The sequence below is a fragment of the Streptomyces sp. NPDC039480 genome (assembly GCF_055597165.1).
In genome coordinates this window covers 581808-598425 of record NZ_JBVITX010000003.1, presented here as the reverse complement: position 1 = coordinate 598425, position 16618 = coordinate 581808, and the positions used below count along the sequence as shown (strand labels likewise).

Annotated in this window: 14 protein-coding genes; 7 read left to right on the top strand and 7 right to left on the bottom strand. The window is 71.9% G+C overall.

What is annotated here, in order from left to right:
• Window positions 1-34: 34 nt before the first annotated feature.
• The 7 genes from ACZ56E_RS13345 to ACZ56E_RS13315 form a co-directional block, all read right to left on the bottom strand.
• Complete coding sequence (locus ACZ56E_RS13345; RefSeq protein WP_471213865.1) at window positions 35-481, bottom strand: DUF6917 domain-containing protein; 447 nt, start codon at window positions 479-481, stop codon at window positions 35-37.
• Window positions 478-1410, bottom strand: coding sequence for a Gfo/Idh/MocA family protein (locus ACZ56E_RS13340; protein ID WP_471213864.1), 933 nt, complete (start codon window positions 1408-1410; stop codon window positions 478-480). Before ACZ56E_RS13340 ends, ACZ56E_RS13345 begins: the two co-directional genes overlap by 4 nt.
• Window positions 1407-2567, bottom strand: a complete 1161-nt coding sequence (locus ACZ56E_RS13335; RefSeq protein WP_471213862.1) for an Ldh family oxidoreductase — start codon at window positions 2565-2567, stop codon at window positions 1407-1409. Before ACZ56E_RS13335 ends, ACZ56E_RS13340 begins: the two co-directional genes overlap by 4 nt.
• A complete protein-coding gene (locus tag ACZ56E_RS13330; protein ID WP_471213861.1) occupies window positions 2564-3859 on the bottom strand; it encodes a M20/M25/M40 family metallo-hydrolase in 1296 nt (431 codons plus the stop codon). Before ACZ56E_RS13330 ends, ACZ56E_RS13335 begins: the two co-directional genes overlap by 4 nt.
• The gene (locus ACZ56E_RS13325; RefSeq protein WP_471213860.1) at window positions 3856-4788 is read right to left on the bottom strand and encodes a sugar phosphate isomerase/epimerase family protein; all 933 of its coding nucleotides are present in this window, start codon (window positions 4786-4788) and stop codon (window positions 3856-3858) included. The genes ACZ56E_RS13330 and ACZ56E_RS13325 overlap by 4 nt, the downstream gene beginning before the upstream one ends.
• Window positions 4778-5830, bottom strand: coding sequence for a Gfo/Idh/MocA family oxidoreductase (locus ACZ56E_RS13320; RefSeq protein ID WP_471213858.1), 1053 nt, complete (start codon window positions 5828-5830; stop codon window positions 4778-4780). Before ACZ56E_RS13320 ends, ACZ56E_RS13325 begins: the two co-directional genes overlap by 11 nt.
• 94 nt (window positions 5831-5924) lie before the next feature.
• Window positions 5925-6956, bottom strand: a complete 1032-nt coding sequence (locus ACZ56E_RS13315) for a polyprenyl synthetase family protein (protein ID WP_471213857.1) — start codon at window positions 6954-6956, stop codon at window positions 5925-5927.
• Between the two features lie 463 nt (window positions 6957-7419).
• On the opposite strand from ACZ56E_RS13315, the gene ACZ56E_RS13310 reads away from it, so the two are divergent.
• The 7 genes from ACZ56E_RS13310 (at window position 7420) to ACZ56E_RS13280 (ending at window position 16580) form a co-directional block, all read left to right on the top strand.
• Complete coding sequence (locus ACZ56E_RS13310) at window positions 7420-8625, top strand: DegT/DnrJ/EryC1/StrS family aminotransferase (protein WP_471213855.1); 1206 nt, start codon at window positions 7420-7422, stop codon at window positions 8623-8625.
• On the top strand, window positions 8622-9740 hold the full coding sequence (locus ACZ56E_RS13305; protein WP_471213854.1) for a DegT/DnrJ/EryC1/StrS family aminotransferase: 1119 nt from the start codon (window positions 8622-8624) through the stop codon (window positions 9738-9740). The genes ACZ56E_RS13310 and ACZ56E_RS13305 overlap by 4 nt, the downstream gene beginning before the upstream one ends.
• Before the next feature lie 29 nt (window positions 9741-9769).
• On the top strand, window positions 9770-10582 hold the full coding sequence (locus ACZ56E_RS13300) for a class I SAM-dependent methyltransferase (RefSeq protein ID WP_471213853.1): 813 nt from the start codon (window positions 9770-9772) through the stop codon (window positions 10580-10582).
• Entirely contained in the window at window positions 10579-11535 is a 957-nt protein-coding gene (locus tag ACZ56E_RS13295) for a UbiA family prenyltransferase (protein ID WP_471213852.1), read from the top strand. The genes ACZ56E_RS13300 and ACZ56E_RS13295 overlap by 4 nt, the downstream gene beginning before the upstream one ends.
• Before the next feature lie 11 nt (window positions 11536-11546).
• On the top strand, window positions 11547-12848 hold the full coding sequence (locus tag ACZ56E_RS13290) for a nucleotide sugar dehydrogenase (RefSeq protein ID WP_471213851.1): 1302 nt from the start codon (window positions 11547-11549) through the stop codon (window positions 12846-12848).
• A 50-nt stretch (window positions 12849-12898) separates the two neighbouring features.
• On the top strand, window positions 12899-14107 hold the full coding sequence (locus tag ACZ56E_RS13285) for a benzoate/H(+) symporter BenE family transporter (protein ID WP_471213849.1): 1209 nt from the start codon (window positions 12899-12901) through the stop codon (window positions 14105-14107).
• Between the two features lie 142 nt (window positions 14108-14249).
• Window positions 14250-16580 carry a helix-turn-helix transcriptional regulator gene (locus ACZ56E_RS13280; protein WP_471213848.1) on the top strand — a complete coding sequence of 777 codons (2331 nt, stop codon included), beginning with the start codon at window positions 14250-14252 and terminating at the stop codon, window positions 16578-16580.
• Window positions 16581-16618: the final 38 nt, after the last annotated feature.

The following is a 16618-nucleotide window of genomic DNA, read 5'->3' as shown; positions in this document are numbered from 1 at the left end:
TCCGGATTCTTGATGCGGTTGAGCGGTTCCAAGGTCAGCCCCTCGCTCCCACGGGCCCGGACGTGCGGGCATTCGCCGAGACCTGGCGGAAGAACAGCGGCGTCTCCGGCCGCAGGTCCAGGTCGGGGCCGGTCATCAGGTCGTCGACGGCGATCAGCACGTTGTAGTGGTTGGGGAAGTGGCAGGAGTCGAAGCCGAGCACGGTGCCCACGAGACGGCCGTCGACCCACACCTCATCGCCCCGGTCGATCACTCCGGCGCTCTGGATCTCTGCGAAGCCGAGGAAGCCGACCCGGTCGATGCGGGATGCGGGCGGGCTGTCGGCCTGGTCGGTGGTGACGAGTTCGTGCACCTCACCGGCGCGTACGCAGCGGCTGGTGAACTCCTCCAGGCGCATGCCCCGGTCGTCGCGGCGGTGGGTCAGCACCTTCACCAGCGTGGCGTGCACGGTGCGCTTGCCGCCGTCCTCGCCCGGGTTCACCGGGTGGCTCCTTCCGCGTGGTAGACGGCGTCGACGAGTTCGAGCGCGGCAAGGCCGTCGCGGGAGGCGTCCTGACCGCCGCGCAGGCGGGCGTCGAAGTCGGTGAGCACGCCGACGTACTCGTGCCAGAGCGAGCCCTTGAACTCGGAGTGTCCGTCCAGCATGTCGGCGAACAGCCGCGTACCGTCCCGGAGTTCGATGGTGATGTCCTTGACCTCGCCCTCGTAGGACCAGTCGAGCTCGACCCGCGCGGAGACCCCGGCCGCCGAGCGCAGATCGATCGAGGCTTGGCGGTCGGTGCCCAGCTCGTCCCGGACGACCTCGGCCCCTGCCAGTTCGACGTCGCCGAGGAACAGCCGCACCAGGTCGAAGGCGTTGGGTCCGTTGTCGGCCACGCAGCCGCCACCGCAGCGCTCGGCGTCGAGGTACCAGCGGTCGCTGCCCGCATGGTCCTCGATGCGTTCGAGGTAGCGGACGGTGAGGGAGCGCACGGGGGAACCGGTCGCCGCGACGTCGTCGAGCAGGCGGAGGACGGCGGAGTTGTAGCGGCGGTGGAAGGAGGTGAAGAGAGTGACGTCCTTCTCCCTGGCCAGCGAGGCGAGCGCACGGCCGTCCTCGACACGGATGGCGAGTGGCTTCTCCACGCACACCGCGACCCTCGCGGCGAGAGCGTCCCCGCACACGGTGGCGTGCGCGTTGTTGGGGACGTTCACGACGACCGCGTCCACGGCGGCGTCGGCGAGGAGTTCGGCATGACCGGTGTAGCACTTGGCGACGTTCCGGAACGGCTCCAGAGCGGCGGGCCGCAGATCGCACACGGCGGCGAGATCGAGGCCCGGCAGCCGGTCGAAGCCGGCGACATAGAACTTCGAGATGACACCCAGGCCGATGAGGCCGACACGGGTCCGCGCTCCAGGACGGGGGGTCACCGGGCACCCGCCGAGGGGACTGCGTCCGGCGCCGCGACCGGCTCGGGGAACGTGAGGTTCTGTTCGGCAGCCAGCGCGGTCAGTTCGGCATGGCACTGGGCGGACAGCGGTACGCCGTGCGCCCTGCGGTGCGCCGCTGTCAGTTCCTCGGGCCGTCCGGGGTAGCTCACCGGCCGGGCCGGGTCCAGGGGCGGGCAGTCGAGGAGTGCTCCGAAGAGACCGTCGGCCTCGGTGTGGAAGTCCGGTTCGGGACGGAGAGCGCCGGGGGCCAGGACGAGGGCGGTGAGGCCGATGTCGTCGTCACGCCCGGAGGGCTGCCCGTCGCCGCTCAGGGCCTCCGGGGCGGGCCCGAGTCCGGCGCCTGGCACCAGCGCGGCGAGCACCTCGACCATCAGACCGAGTCCGTACCCCTTGAAGGAGCCCGTGGCGGGGTCTCCGCCGAGCCAGCGCAGAAAGCCCGCACCCGCGTCGAGGGCGCGGGGATCGGTGACCGGGCGGCCCTCGGCGTCCTCCAGCCAGCCCTCCGGTATCGGCTCCCCGGCGCGAGCGGCGGCCCGCACCTTGCCGGTCGGTACGACGGTGGTGCTCATGTCGAGGACGTACGGCGGCCGGTCGCCGGCGGGCGCGGCGACGCTGAACGGGTTGGTGCCGAGCATCGCGGCACGGCCGCCCGGCGGCCGGGCGATGCGCTGGCGGCCGCAGTTGGAGGCGAGGAAGGCCACCATGCCGCGCCGGGCGATCCGGGCCGTGTGGTGTCCCGCGCAGCCGAAGTGGGTCGCGTCGCGCATGGTCACCAGGGCGATGCCGGTCTGCGCGGCGCGGTCGGCGGCCAGCTCGAGCGCCTCGGTCGCCGCCCACAGGCCGAGGGAGCGGCGCCCGTCGAGGAGGACCGCGGCGCCGGTGTCGGTGATCTTCTCCGGCTCAGCGGTGGCGTCGATGCGGCCCGCGTCGAGGGCGGGCAGGTAGAGCCGGGTGAGGTTGGCGAGGCCGTGCGAGGTGAGTCCGGTGAGATCGCCATGGACGAGGGCCTCCGCAGCGGTGCGGGCCCGGCCCTCCGGCACCCCGCGGCCGGTGAAGATCTGGGTGCTGAAGGCCACAAGGGCGTCGTACGGGACGGTCACCCCGTCGTGCGGCGGGGCATCGGTCGACTGGGTCACTGTCGCTTTCCTCCTGTGGTGGCGGGCCGCCGGGCGGCGAAGCGGACGAGGATGCCGCTCACCGCCCCGGCGAAGGCTTCGAGATCGGCCAGGTCGGCGTATTCCCCGGTCGCGTGCGCGTGGTTGCGGTCGAGGTCGCCGGGGCCGAGGACGGCGGTGTACGCGCCGGGCAGGCCCGCCATCCACATCGCGTCGCAGGTGAACGCGGGTTCGTCGGCGGGCCATCGGGGAGGCCCGCCGTCCCGCGTCAGCAGGTCGACGGCCCAGGGGTCGTCCAGGGGCGGGAGCGCGGGCAGACCGCGCTTGTGCCACTCGACACGGGTGATCGCGGCAGCGTCCGCGGCGGTGCGGGACAGGTCCCGGTGGTTCCGATAGGTCTCGGTGAACTCCCGTACGCTGTCTCCCACTTCGCGTTCCAGACGGTCGGCGAGAGCCTGTCCTGTGGTGGAGTCGGGGTAGGAGCAGTTGAGCAGTAGCCGGCCGGTCCCGTACACCCGGTTGTGGAGGTGCCCGGTGTGCAGCCCCGCGACGCAGACTTGGCCGCCGTCCGCGTGTTCCGGGAGCCGGGTGGCGAGACGCTGCGCGAGGTGCCCGAGCAGGACGGTGGCGTTGTGCCCGGCGGCGGGACGGTCGTCGATGGCGTCGTCACCGTCGACCCGGACACAGGCCGTCATCGCGGCCGTGGAACGCGACAGCAGTCGCATTCCGGTGGGCTCGCAGAACAGGTTGAGCCTGCCGTACCAGCCACGGCGAATCAGCGGGCGGGTGCCGAACACCCCCATGGCGCCGCCCTCCTCGCCCGCCACCGCCTGGATGAGCACGCGGGTGCCGGCGAGCCGGTCGGGGGCGGCGTCGAGCACCGCGCGGACCCCGGCCAGCAGGGCCACGGCGGGGCCCTTGGCGTCGATCGCGCCGCGCCCGGTGAAACGCTCCCCGTCGAACCCGACCGGTTCGAGACCCGCGACGGTGTCGAGGTGCACGTTGAACATCACGGTGTCCGCCTGCGGCAGTTCGGGGCCGAGCGCGAGGACGAGAGAGGGCTGTACGGCGAGGAAAGCGGGGTCGTCCGCCACGGCCCGACGCACGGCGAGCGGCACCTGCTCGTCCGTCAGCTCGGCGGATTCGGCGGCGGCGTGGTGCACGACCTCGAAACCCAGGGAGCGCGCGGCGTCCGCGTAGGCCCGCTGAGCCTCTCTCAGCCGGGGCTCGCCCTCACCCTCCAGGGGGCCGACGGTGGGGAGTTCGAGGAGGTGAAGGAGCAGGGCGTGATCGGCGGGGGTCAGTCGCGTCATCGGACGGCCTCCCGGTCCGGGGCCGCCCGATCGGGCAGTCGCGAGGCCAGGGACTCCAGAGCGCGGCCGTACCGCACGAACTCCGCCACGCCGTCGCTGCCTGCGTCGGTACGGCCCTCGTGCGGGCGGACCGTGCGGTGGGGCTCGATGGTCCAGGTACCGGTGTAGCCGTGGTCGAGCAGGAGCCGCAGACAGTCGGCGACCCGGCAACTTCCCTCCCCGGGAAGGACATACACCGCATCGCCCGCCTCGGACCGGGCGTCCTTGATCTGTACGTGGTCCACCCACGTGACCAGTTCGGTGAGCATGTCGTACGCCTCGTAGCCGTACGCCACACCGTTGCCGGTGTCGAACAGCAGCCGCAGCGCCGGACTGTCGACCTCTGCCAACAGCCGCAGTGCGCGAGCCGGGTCGGCGCCGGCCCAGCCGGCGCAGTTCTCGTGCAGCAGGACAAGACCGGCGTCCTCGGCCTGCCGGGCCAGGCGCGTCAGCCGGCCGATCGCCCGGCGGGCCCACTCCGGTTCGTCGAGCGGCGCGCTCGGGTCGTTCGGGTAGGACATGACGCGGATGTGCCGGGTGCCGAGCGCGGCGCACCGCGGGGCGAGGCGCGCCAGCTCGCTGCGGTCCAGCTCGAAGTCGCCGGTGACGGGGCGGGCCCAGTTGGCGATACGGGAGTTGACGCACACCACGTCGAGGCGCGCCTCGCGCAGGGCCGCGACGACCCGGTTGAACGCGGCGTCGTCGAGGTCGGCGAGGGCGGTGCCGTCGATGTCGCGCAGCTCGATCGCGGACCAGCCGAGGAGCTGGTGGGAGCGGATCTGGCCGGCGAGGTCGGACGCGGCCTCGTCGCCGATGCCCGCGTAGCGGATGCCGGGTGGCGGCGAGAGCCGGGCCCCCGCTGCGGCCCGCGATCCTATGTCATCCCGCATGGCTCGCCTGCCGTCCGCCGGGCCCGGCAGGGGAGTGGGCGTCCGTGGCGCCGGGCCGCCGCGTCGTGTCCTTGGCGTCGGCGAGCAGCTCCACCACCCGTGTGGAGAGCCGCAGTTGGGCGGCCAGGTCGGTGCCGTCGCGCAGGGCGCGGTAGGTGTCGACGAAGTACGTGGACAGCGCGTCGTCGGGGAAGACCTCCCACGTCTCGGGGCGGCCGGTGCGGCTGAACCGCAGCTGGGCGTAGTGGTCGTCCTCACCGTTGGGGTAGTGCGCGACCGCCCGGCCGTCGGTGAACTCCAGTTGGACGCGGCGCTCGCGGACCGGGGCGGTGAGGTCGGAGACGATCCGGCTGGTCGCCCCCCGGTGCCGGAAGACCAGCTCGGCGCGGCCCATGCCGGGGATGGTGGTGTCACCGATCCGCATGTCGGTCAGTTCGGCGGCGGCGAGGACGGCATCCCCGGCGAGCCGCAGACAGAGCCCGAGGGAGTGCGGGGGCTCCACGTCGAACGCGGTGGGGTGGCCGCCATCGGTCAGCGTGCGGCTCATGCGCGGCTTGCTCTGCCGTATGTCGATGGAGCGCAGCTCGCCCAGGGCGCCTTCGGCGACGACGCGTTCGAGCCGTGTGGTCAGCGCGCTGGCCAGCCAGGGAGCGACGATCGCCAAGCGCAGCCGCTCGGTGCGGGCGAGGGCAAGGATCTCCTGGACGGACCGACGGTCGACCGCCAGGGGCTTCTCCACGATGATCCGGCGGAATCCCGCGGCGGCCAGCTCGTGCAGCAGGCCGAGGCGGGCCACGGGCGGGGTGCACACGTGCACGACGGTGTGCTCGGGGTCCAGCAGGGTGCGGGCCTCGGCGATCGAGGCGACGGGGCGCAGGCCGTCGGCCCGCGCGGGTGCCGCGGGGTTCGGCGGGTCGAGGGTCAGGACGGGGGCGGGGTCGAAGAGATCCGTGTGTCGTCCGGCGGCGCGCAGCTTGCGCAGGACCGCCCAGTGCAGCCCGAGGCCCGCCCGCCCGAGCCCGATGATCAGTGTTCGGTCCATGCCGGTGCGGTTCCTTTCGATGGTTCCGGTACGGCTCGGTGGTTCCGGTGAGATCTGAAGGTTCTGGTAACGCATCAAGCGCTTCCGGTACGCTTCAGTGGTTCCGGTAAGCCACCCTTGTGGTGAGTTCCATGAGTTCGGTGCGCCAGCGGGGCACCAGGGGCGCGTCGGCGACCGCCTCGCGCGCCTGGTCGACGAGGTCCGCGATGCGTTGCTCGACCTCGTCGGCCACACCGGTCGTGACGAGCAGTTCTCGCATCCTGGCCGCGCCCTCGGGGGCGGCGGGGTTGGCGGCGAGCTCCCGGATCCGGTCGTCCTGGCGCACGGCGAGGCTGAGCAAATAGCTCATTTTGAACCGGTCGAGGTCGAGACCGGCCGGCTTGCCGGTGTCCTCGGCGTCACCGAAGGCGTCGATGAGGTCGTCCCTGAGCTGGAACGCCTCGCCCAGCGGCAGCCCGTACCTCTCGAAGACAGGGGCCAGATCGGGCCGGCCCGCGAGAGCGGAACCGAGTTGGAGGGGACGCTGGATGGTGTAGCGGCCGGACTTGCAGACCGCGATCCAGCGGGAAAGCTCGGGGTCGGCCACACCCTCGGCGGCGACGGTGATGTCGAGGTACTGGCCGACGGTGACCTCGACCCGGGTCTCGTCCCACACCGTCTGGGCCGCCGCGGGCAGCGCGTGGGCCAGCCGGTCGGCGTAGACGTGCGCGAGGTCGGCGGCGAGGTTGGCGATGCCCTCTCCGTAGCGGCGGGGTTCGCCGCGCAGCAGGCGGGCCCGGTGCTCCTTGGCGTGCCGCTCGTGCGCGGTGACGGCGCCCCGGCGCAGCGGCGAGTCGTCGAGGACGTCGTCGCGCAACAGGGCGAAGGTGTGCAGGAGTTCGAGGGCGGCGGCCGCGTCGACGGCCTTGTCGTGGTCGGGTGCCCCGCCGGCGGCGAGGTGGCCGAGGAGACAGAAGCGGGGGCGCAGCAGCTTGCCCTTGGCGGTGGTGATGGCGGTGACGCTGTCGACGAACGCGGCACAGCGCGGATCCACCGCGGTCCAGCGCGCGCTCTCCTGGGTGAGGACGGTGTCGATGCGCTCCTGGACGGCGTCCAGCGACCGGGTCAGCACGCCGTCGTCGCTCATGCGTTGCCTTTCGTTCGGGAGGGCGATGGGCCGCACACGATGTCCTCGGTACAGGTGCTTTCGGATTCGCCGTGCTCGGCAGGGGCCGCACTCCTCACATGCGGCGCCGCCGACTTCTCCGGTTCTCCGGAATCGCCGTGAAATATCAAAGAGAGCACATCCTCTGTCACCCGCTCATCGGACTCTGACATGTGATGCGGAAACGCGGCGGTACCCTGGAAAAGCTGCGGTGAGGGGGCGTTCCGTGTCAAGCGCCGGCCCCTCCCGGCCCATCCGCCGGGCCGGTTGCCGACCTTCAAGAGCCCTGCCTGAACAGGCAGTTCGGTGCCTTCGACGGCCCGGCATGACTGATACTTGCCGGTCCCCCGCCCCCGGTCCCGGCAAGGGTTTGTCATTGCCGTCTGGAAAACGACCGGCTTAGCTTCGCACATCCATATCTCCGTCCTGCTACACGGAGGACTGTGTGATCACCCCTGCCCGGAGCACCGATCGAAACACGGAACGGGAAATCGGAAACCCGGTTCCGTTCTTCACTCAGGCCGACACCTTTAGCGACTGTTGGCCGGACATAAAACATCACCTCAACGAGATGTTCGACCGCGGAAAGTACTCCCACGGCCGACAGGTCGCGGAATTGGAAAAGGCGCTCGCCGCATACACGGGAGCACGGCACGTGGTGGCGGTGAACAGCGGGACGGACGCCCTCGTCCTGCTGCTGCGCGCCTGTGGTGTCGTCCCCGGCGACGAGGTCGTCGTGCCGGCCTTCAGCTTCGCCGCCACGGCCACCTCGGTGGCGCTGGCCCGCGCCAAGCCGGTGTTCGCCGACATCGAACCGGACGGCTACTCGCTGGACCCGCGCTCCGCCGAGGCGGCCATCACCGGGCGTACCAAGGCGATCATGCCGGTGCACCTGTTCTGGCAGCTCGCCGACATGGGCGCACTCGGCGCCCTGGCGCAGCGGCACGGCGTGAAGGTGGTGGAGGACAGCGCGGAGGGAATCGGCATGCGCCGCGACGGCGTCCACGCCGGACTGCTCGGCGACGCCGGAGTCCTGTCGTTCTTCCCCACCAAGACCCTGGGTGCGCTGGGTGACGCGGGCGCCGTCCTGACCGACGACCCGGAGATCGCCGAGCAGGTCGCGATCCTGCGCCACCACGGCCGGATGGGCCGCACCGTCGACCACATCGCCGGCATCTCCAACCTGTCGGGGGCCTCGGGCACCAACAGCAAGATGGACGACATCCAGGCGTCCGTGCTGCTCGGCAAGTTGCCCCGGCTCGACGCGGCCATCGACCGCCGCAAGGAGCTGGCGGCGGCGTACACCGAGGCGCTGTGCGACATGCCGGGCGTCCTGCGGGTGCCCACGGTGACGGACCGCGGCGTACCGGCGGACCCGGTCTTCTACGTGTACGTGATCGAGGTGGAGCGGCGGGACGCCCTGGTGGAGCACCTCACGCGGGAGGGCATCGGCACCGAGGTCTTCTACCCGATACCGCTCCACCTCCAGCCCTGCTTCGCAGAACTGGGCCACCGTCGGGGCGACTTCCCGAACGCGGAGGCGGCCTGCGAGCGCACCGTCGCCCTCCCCTTCCACCCCGACCTCGCCCTCGACGAAGTGCACCGGGTGTGCGAGGCCGTCCGCCGCTTCTACACGGGGGCCGCATCATGAGGACTCTGCCCTTCTTTCCCCCTGACCTCTTCGAGGAGGACCGCGAGGCGCTGCTGTCGACCGTGCACGAGCTGGGCACGGGCCCCGACCAGCGGTTCATCCTCGGCGAGCGCACCGCCCAACTGGAGGCGGCGCTGGGCGACATGACCGGCGCCGCCCACGTCATCGCCTGCGCCAGCGGCACAGGAGGGCTCGAGCTGTCCGTGCGCGCGCTGGGCATCGGCCCGGGCGACGAGGTGATCGTGCCCGCCTTCTGCTGCCAGCCGGTGGCCAGTTCGGTGGCGAACACCGGGGCCACCCCGGTCTTCGCCGACGTCGACCCGTGGACGATGGTCCTTGACCCCGACGCCACCAAGTCGTTGATCACCGAGCGCACGAAGGCGGTGATGCCGGCCCACGTCTTCTCGATCATGGCGGACATGGAGCAGCTGGGGGCGATCGCCCGCGAGCACGGCGTCGCACTGATCGAGGACGCGGCAGTCGCTCAGGGCGCCGTCCTCGACGGGCGGCCCGCCGGGCGGTGGGGCGACCTCGGTGTCTTCTCCTTCTTCCAGGTCAAGGCGTTCGGTACAGCGGGCGAGGGTGGGGTGGTGCTCACCGACGACCCCGAACTGGCCCGCACTGTACGGATGCTGCGCAACCACGGGCAGGACGGCGTCCATCGCTTCCTGCACCACCGGATCGGTCAGAACAACCGGTTCGACGAGGTGCTCGCCGCCTTCCAGCTGCACCGGCTGCCGGGCTTCGCGGACCGGCTGGAACGCCGCGCGCGGATCGCCGACTACTACACCGAGCGCTTCGAGCCACTGCGCGAGCGCGGAGTGCTCGCGCCGCCCGCGGGGCGCAACGGCCGCTGCTATTACGTCTACTCCCTCCTCGTCGACCGCCGCGAGGACTTGCGCTCCTACCTGACGGAGCGCCAGATAGGCAGCCACATCTACTACCCCGTACCGCTGCCCCGACAGCCCGCCTTCGCGCCGTGGGCCGCCCCGGACGGCAGCTGGCCCAACGCCGAACTGGCATCCGCACGCAACCTGGCCATCCCGATCTGGCCCCACCTGAGCGATGCCGAGGTCGAATTCATCGCCGACACGGTCTGCGAGTTCTACGCATGAGGACGCGAGTGCAGCACATGGAGACCCACATGACGAGCCCACCGGCACAGCAGGAGTACGTCTTCGACCCGGTCTGGGAGAAGGAGACCGAGCGGCTTCGCACCAACGAGGCGATATGGGACCCGGGCACCCTGGAGCGGTTGGCCGCGCTGGGTGTCGGGCCCGGCTGGCACTGCCTGGAGATCGGCGCCGGATCCGGGTCCGTGGCCCGCTGGCTCGCCGACCGCGTGGGCCCCGCAGGACGGGTCCTCGCCACCGACCTCCAGACCGAGCGCCTCACCTCGCTGGCGTCACTGCCCCAGGTGGACGCCGTACGTCACGATCTGCGGGAGGAGGAGCTGCCCGAAGCGGCGTTCGACCTCGTGCACTCCCGCATGGTGCTTCAGCACCTGCCGGACAGGGCCGCCGCCGTGGACCGCATGGTGCGCGCCCTGCGGCCGGGTGGGGTGCTGTTCCTGGAGGACACCGACTCCTCCACGCTGTTCCGCTCCTCCCTCTCGGAGGAGTTCCTCCAGGACGTACGGGCCGCCGGATACGGCCTGATGCGCGAGTCGGGCCACGACCCGCGCGGCGGGCACGTCGACTACCAACTGGTGCTGGCCGCCGGCCTGGAGGCGACGGCGGAGGGCCGGGCCGTGATGGTCCGCGGCGGCTCCGACCAGGCCAGGCACTACATGCTGTGGCTGGAGTTCATGCGACCACGCATAGTCGGCGCCGGGCTCCTGGACGACGCCCGGATAGACGCGGCCCTCGCCGAGATGGCCGACCCGGCCCACCACTGGCTGAGCCAGGTGCTGATCAGCACCGTCGGCCGCAAGGGCGGGGCGGAGCCGGGACGATGACGGCGACCACCGCGGCGCCTATGCGCCAGGGCGTACGGGAACGAGCGGGCGCCTACGCGAAGTTGGCGAAGCTCTCCTTCTTCGACTACTACCTGTGCGTCTTTGTGGTCCTTGCGCTGCTGCCCGGCGCCGCCTGGGACGAACCGCGCACCTGGTGGGTCCTGGTGCTGTTCGACGTTGGCTGGGTCGGGATCGTGGCGGCCACCGTCGCGCTGGACGACGTCACCGGAGTACGGGACGGCAGCGATGCCCGCAACTACGACCCGCAGGAGTCGCTGCGCGCCCGGGACCGCAAACCCCTGCTCGACGGCAGGCTCACCCTGCGGCAAGCGCTGCGCTTCGGCTGGGGATGTGCCGTCGGGGGCGGCGCCCTGTGGGCGCTCACCGCGCTGGTCGCACCGCACCGGCCGTGGTGGGCGCTGGCGGCCGCGGGCTTCTCGGTGGTCATCAGCGTGCAGTACTCCTACGGCCTCAAGCTCAGCTACCGGGGCGGCCAGGAGGCGGTCATCTGGCTGAGCACCGGCCTGTGCGTGCTGATCCCCTTCGCCCTGCTGAACGGGGAGATGACGGGGGCGGCGTGGCTGGCGTGCTTCCTGTTCGGACTGTGGAGCCTCATGGTCTCGGTCTACTCCAACATCAACGACGTGGACGGCGACCGGGTGGCCGGCCGCCGCAACCTCGCCACGAGCGTCCCGCCGGGCGTCTACCGCGGCTTCATCGCCGGGCTCTCGCTGGCCGAGACCGGCGCGATCGTCGTCACCGCGGCGGTCGACGCGGTGCCGTGGTGGTTCTGCGCGTTCCTGCTGCCCGTGGTGTGTCTGCGCGCCCGGCAGGCACACGCCGGGCTGGTCGCGGGTGAGGTGCTCTCGGCCCGCAAACAAGGCGTCACCATCCACCGCTGGGGCGTCGTCCTGCTGGTCGCGGCGAACCTGGCGCTCGTGCACAACGGCTGAAAGGGCACACGATGTCCCCAACGAAGAACGACGCCGTCCCGCCGAGCTCGGGCCGTCGCGTGGTGGTGGTCGGCCAGGGATATGTGGGCCTGCCGCTGGCCGTACGGGCCGTGGAGGCGGGCCACACCGTCGTGGGCTACGACGTGGACGTCGGGCGGATCGCCCGGCTGCGGTCCGGCGACTCATACGTGGAGGACGTGGACGAGCGGCGGCTGGCGAAGGCGCTGGAGTCCGGGGCCTACCACCCCACGACCGACGTCGGGGCGCTCGACGGCTTCGACGTGGCCGTGGTCACCGTACCCACCCCGCTCCTCGACGACGTGCCCGACCTGACCTGCATCGAGGAGGCGGCGCTGACCCTGGCCGGCCATCTGCGGCCGGGCGCGCTGGTCGTCCTGGAGTCCACCACCTACCCGGGCACCACCGAGGACGTGTTCGGAGCGCTGCTGCAGAAGGAGAGCGGCCTGTGCCCCGGCACCGACTTCCACCTCGGCTACAGCCCCGAGCGCATCGACCCCGGAAACCGGCGCTGGACCCTGGAGACCACCCCCAAGATCGTCTCGGGTGTGGACGCGGAGTCCCTGCGCCGCACCGCGGAGTTCTACGACACGGTCGTCGAGCGGACCGTGCCGGTGCGCGACACGAAGACCGCCGAGCTGACCAAGCTCTTGGAGAACACCTATCGGCACGTCAACATCGCGCTGGTCAACGAGATGGCGGTGATCGCGCGCGAGCTCGGGGTGGATGTCTGGGAAGCGATCGACGCGGCCTCGTCCAAGCCCTTCGGCTTCATGCCGTTCACGCCGGGCCCGGGGGTGGGCGGCCACTGTCTGCCCGTCGACCCGCGCTATCTCTCCTGGCGGGTGGAGCGTGAGCTGGGCCGCCGGTTCCGGTTCGTCGACCTCGCCAACGACGTCAACAGCCAGATGCCGCACTACGTCGTCCAGCGCCTGGTCCAAGCCCTCAACCAGCTCCAGCGTCCGGCGAACGGCTCCCGGGTGCTGCTGCTGGGCCTTGCCTACAAGCGCAACACCGGCGACGCCCGCGAGTCGCCGGCGGTGAAGGTCGCCGAACTGCTGCTGCGCACCGGCGCGCAGGTGCACGCGGTGGACCCGCACGTACGGGAATCCGTGCCGCTGGACGCCCGGGTGCGCAGGGTGGAGCTCACCGAGGAGGAGGTGGCCGCCGCGGACGCGGTGGTGCTGCTCACCGACCACGACGACTTCGACTACGACGTGGTGCTGCGTGGCGCCCGGCACGTCCTGGACTGCCAGCGGCGGCTGCGGCCCGCCGCCAACGTCGAGATCCTCTGATGGCGGAGGCCCCCGGTGGGCGCGCACGGCGGATGTGGCAGGACGCGTCTGTGTCCGCGCTCGTCGCGGGCGCCGTCGCGGTCGTGGTCTCCTTCGCGGGGCCCCTGACCATCGTGGTCCAGGCCGCGCACGCCGGCGGTCTGGACGAGGCCCACCTCTCGTCGTGGGTCTGGGCGATCGCCGTGGGCAGCGGGGTGACCGGATTCGTGCTCAGCCTGCGGTATCGCGCGCCGATCGTGGCGGCCTGGTCGACACCGGGCGCGGCGCTGCTCGTCACCCAGCTCGACGAGGTGCCGTACGCGGCGGCGATCGGGGCGTATCTGGCTGCCGCCGCGCTCACCGTACTGGTGGGGGCGACGGGCTGGTTCGACGCGCTGATGCGGCGCGTTCCGGCCGCCGTGGTCTCCGCCGTCCTTGCCGGAATCCTGCTGCGGTTCGGCCTGGAAGCCTTCCGGGCGCTGCAGAGCGGCCCCGCGGTGGCCGGGGTGATGCTCGCCGGGTACGTCGTCTGTCAGCGGGTGGCGCCCCGGTACGCCATAGCGGCGCCGCTCGCCGCGGCCGTCGCGGTGGCGGGCCTCACCGGCACGCTGTCCCTCGGCGGCACCCGACTGTCCCTCGCCACCCCGGTGTTCACCGCGCCCGCGTGGCCCGGCGAGGCGCTGGTGAGCCTGACGCTGCCGCTGTTCCTGGTGACCATGTCGGCGCAGAACGCGCCGGGAGTGGGGGCGCTCAAGGCGGCCGGGTACGCGGTGCCCTCGGGGCCGCTGGTCCGTGACACGGGTGTGGCGTCCGTCGTCCTCGCGCCGTTCGGGGCGCACGCCCTCAACCTCGGCGCGATCACGGCGGCGATCTGTGCCGGCCCGGACGCTCACGAGGACCGTGCCCGTCGCTATGTGGCCGGGCTCAGCTGCGGGGTGCTGTACGTCGCGGTCGGCCTGTGCGGGGCGACCGTCGCCGGGCTGTTCGCGGCGCTGCCGCGGGACCTGATCTCGGCGGCGGCAGGCGTCGCCCTGCTGGGGGCCCTGGGCGGCAGCATCTCGGGTGCGTTCGCCGAGGTGGACCACCGAACCGCCGCGATCGTCGCCTTTCTCACCACCGCGTCCGGTCTCACCCTATGGGGACTCGGGGCGGCTTTCTGGGGTTTGATCTTCGGGATGTTCTGCCGCGTGATCCTGAGGAAATCGGAGCGGGACGGGAATTCCGCTATCAGTCGCTCATCTCCTCGCTCATCTCAGGATCTGGAACGACGGCAAGAGTAATTCAAAGATTATGAAAGATAAGGTTCCCCGCAAGATATGTGGTCCGTATGCTCTCTCCTGGGTTTCACGCATCACGGGCTACGGGGGGTAGTGTCATGCGGAATGCAGGACTTCAGTTATCTGGTTATAAAAAACTCGCCCCATGGGCGATCGGGACATCCTCATGACCGCCGGAGCGCCAGGTGTCGGCCAACTGTGCCCGCGGCCGACCTTCGACCTGCCGTCCCGCGTCCCCGGCCACCGGGACATGCTGGTGGGACGCGACCTCGAGGTCCTCACCCTCTCCGCACTGCTCGGCGAGGAAGCACACCGACTGATCACCCTGACCGGCCCCGGCGGCGTCGGCAAGAGCCGGCTGGCCTGCGCGGCCGTGGCCGATGCCCGGATCGCCCGGGTCGCCTATCTGGACCTGCACGGGACCACCGGATGTGACGGCCTGGCCGAGACCCTGGTCGCGGCCCTGCCCGACGAGCCGTGCCTGTTGGTGCTCGACGGCTGCGAGCAGGCCGCCGACGCCACGGCCGCCGCGGTGGACACCCTGCTGAGCCACGCGCCCGCGCTGCGCGTCCTCGCCACCAGCCGCCGCCCACTGCGCCTGTACGGGGAGCGGTTCCTCCCTGTGCCCCCGCTGCCGGCCCCGCCCTCGCCGTACCGGCAGGACGTCCTCGAACTCCAGGACTACGCCGCGGTGGAGCTGTTCGTCGACCGGGCACGGGCGATCGACCCGTCGTTCGCGTTGACCGCGCAGAACGCCCGGGCGGTGGCGGAGATCTGCACCCGCATGGACGGGCTGCCGCTGGCGATCGAGCTGGTCACCGAGAAGCTGCGGCTCTTCCCGGTGGACAGCCTGCTGACTCGGCTTCGCGCAGGCCGGCCGGTGCTGGGCGGCTACCACGCCGCGCGCTCGCCGCTGCATCGCAGCGTTCACTCGATCACCGAGCACAGCTTCCGGCTGCTCGACGAGGAGCAGCGCGCACTGCTCACCCGACTCTCGGTCTTTACGGCCGGCACGAACCTCCCCACCGCCGAGGAGTTCTGGGAGCTCCCCGCCCACCGGACGGAACAGGCGGTGGAGGCACTGGTCGGCCACCATCTGCTGCGGGTGACGCCGGGCGGCGGGGAGCCGCGGTTCACGATGTTCAACACCGTCCGCGAGTTCTGCCTCGAGCGGCTGTCGGCCACCGGCGAGTTGCCGGACGCCCGGCGCAGGCACGCGCAGCACTTCCTGTCGCTCGCCCTCGATGCCGAGCCCTACCTGACGGGACCCCAGCAGGCCAAGTGGCTCCGGCGGCTGGCCCCGCTGCACGAGGACCTGCTGGCCGCGCTGGCCCATTTGGAGACGAGCGGCCGCCGGCTCGACGCGGCGCGCGCCACCCTCGCCCTGCACCGCTTCTGGCTGGTGCGCGGCCATCTCGACCTCGGGGAGCAGTGGCTGGCCAAGGCGGCGGAGGCGTTCGTCGCGTCTCCCGGACACGAGGAGCAGTCCGCGCGGGCCCACGCGGCACGGGGGGAAGTGGCCCTGGCGCGCGGCAGCGTGCGGCTGGCGGCGGACTGCTTCTGGCGCGCGGCCTGCACCTTCCGTGAGCAGGGCGAGACCGCCCACGAGCGGGCGGCGTTGGCCTGGCTCGCCTTCACCCACCAGCCGGCGGGGCCCGAGACGATCCGCAAGGCCGCGGCGCAGCTGCTCCGCGTGGCGTCCCAGGAGGGGGCGACCGTCGAGGTGGCGAACGCCGCCCTGCCGCTGGCGGCCGGGAGCTGGTCCACCGACACCAAGCTCACCGCCGATCTGCTGGACACGGCCAACGTCCTGTTCATGCGGGCGAGGGACGTCCGGGGCGAAGGGCTGGTCCTCGGCATGCGCGGTGTGCTGGCGGACTGCCAAGGTGATCAGGCGCTGTCGGAGCGGCTGCTGTGGGAGGGCCTGTACCGGCTGCGGTCCATCGGGGAGCACATGGTGCTGCCCTCGGTGCTGGAGGGGCACGCGGTGCACTTGTGGCGCCGACTGCCGCACCAGGGGCACCGCGTGGCCCGGCTCCTCGCGGCCGCGTCCGCTCTGCGGGAGTCGACCGGGGCGCATCCGCCGTTGCTGGTCACCGGCGCGGCCGCCGCCCTGCCCGACGCGCGCCGCCTGCTGTCCGGCTCCGAGTACGCGGCGGCGTGGCGGGAGGGGCGGGTGCTCTCCGCCGTCGCGGCCGCGGGTGAGGCGCTGGCCTTCGGCCCGCCGCCCGCCGGGTCCGCGACGGCGGTGCCCCGTCCGGCGCAGCTCACGGCCCGTCAGTACGAGGTGGCCGAGCTGGTCAGCCAGGGGATGACCAACCGCCAGATCTCGCAGCGCCTCGGGCTGTCGGAGTGGACCGTGGTGAACCACGTCCGGGAGGTCATGCGCCGGTTGGACGTGCCGTCGCGCCTTCATGTGGCGAAGTGGGTGCTGGGCCGGGAGTACCACGACGCGGTGGACACGGTGGCGGAATGACCGCCTGTCGGCCGCCCTTCAGCGGGCGGCCGACAGAC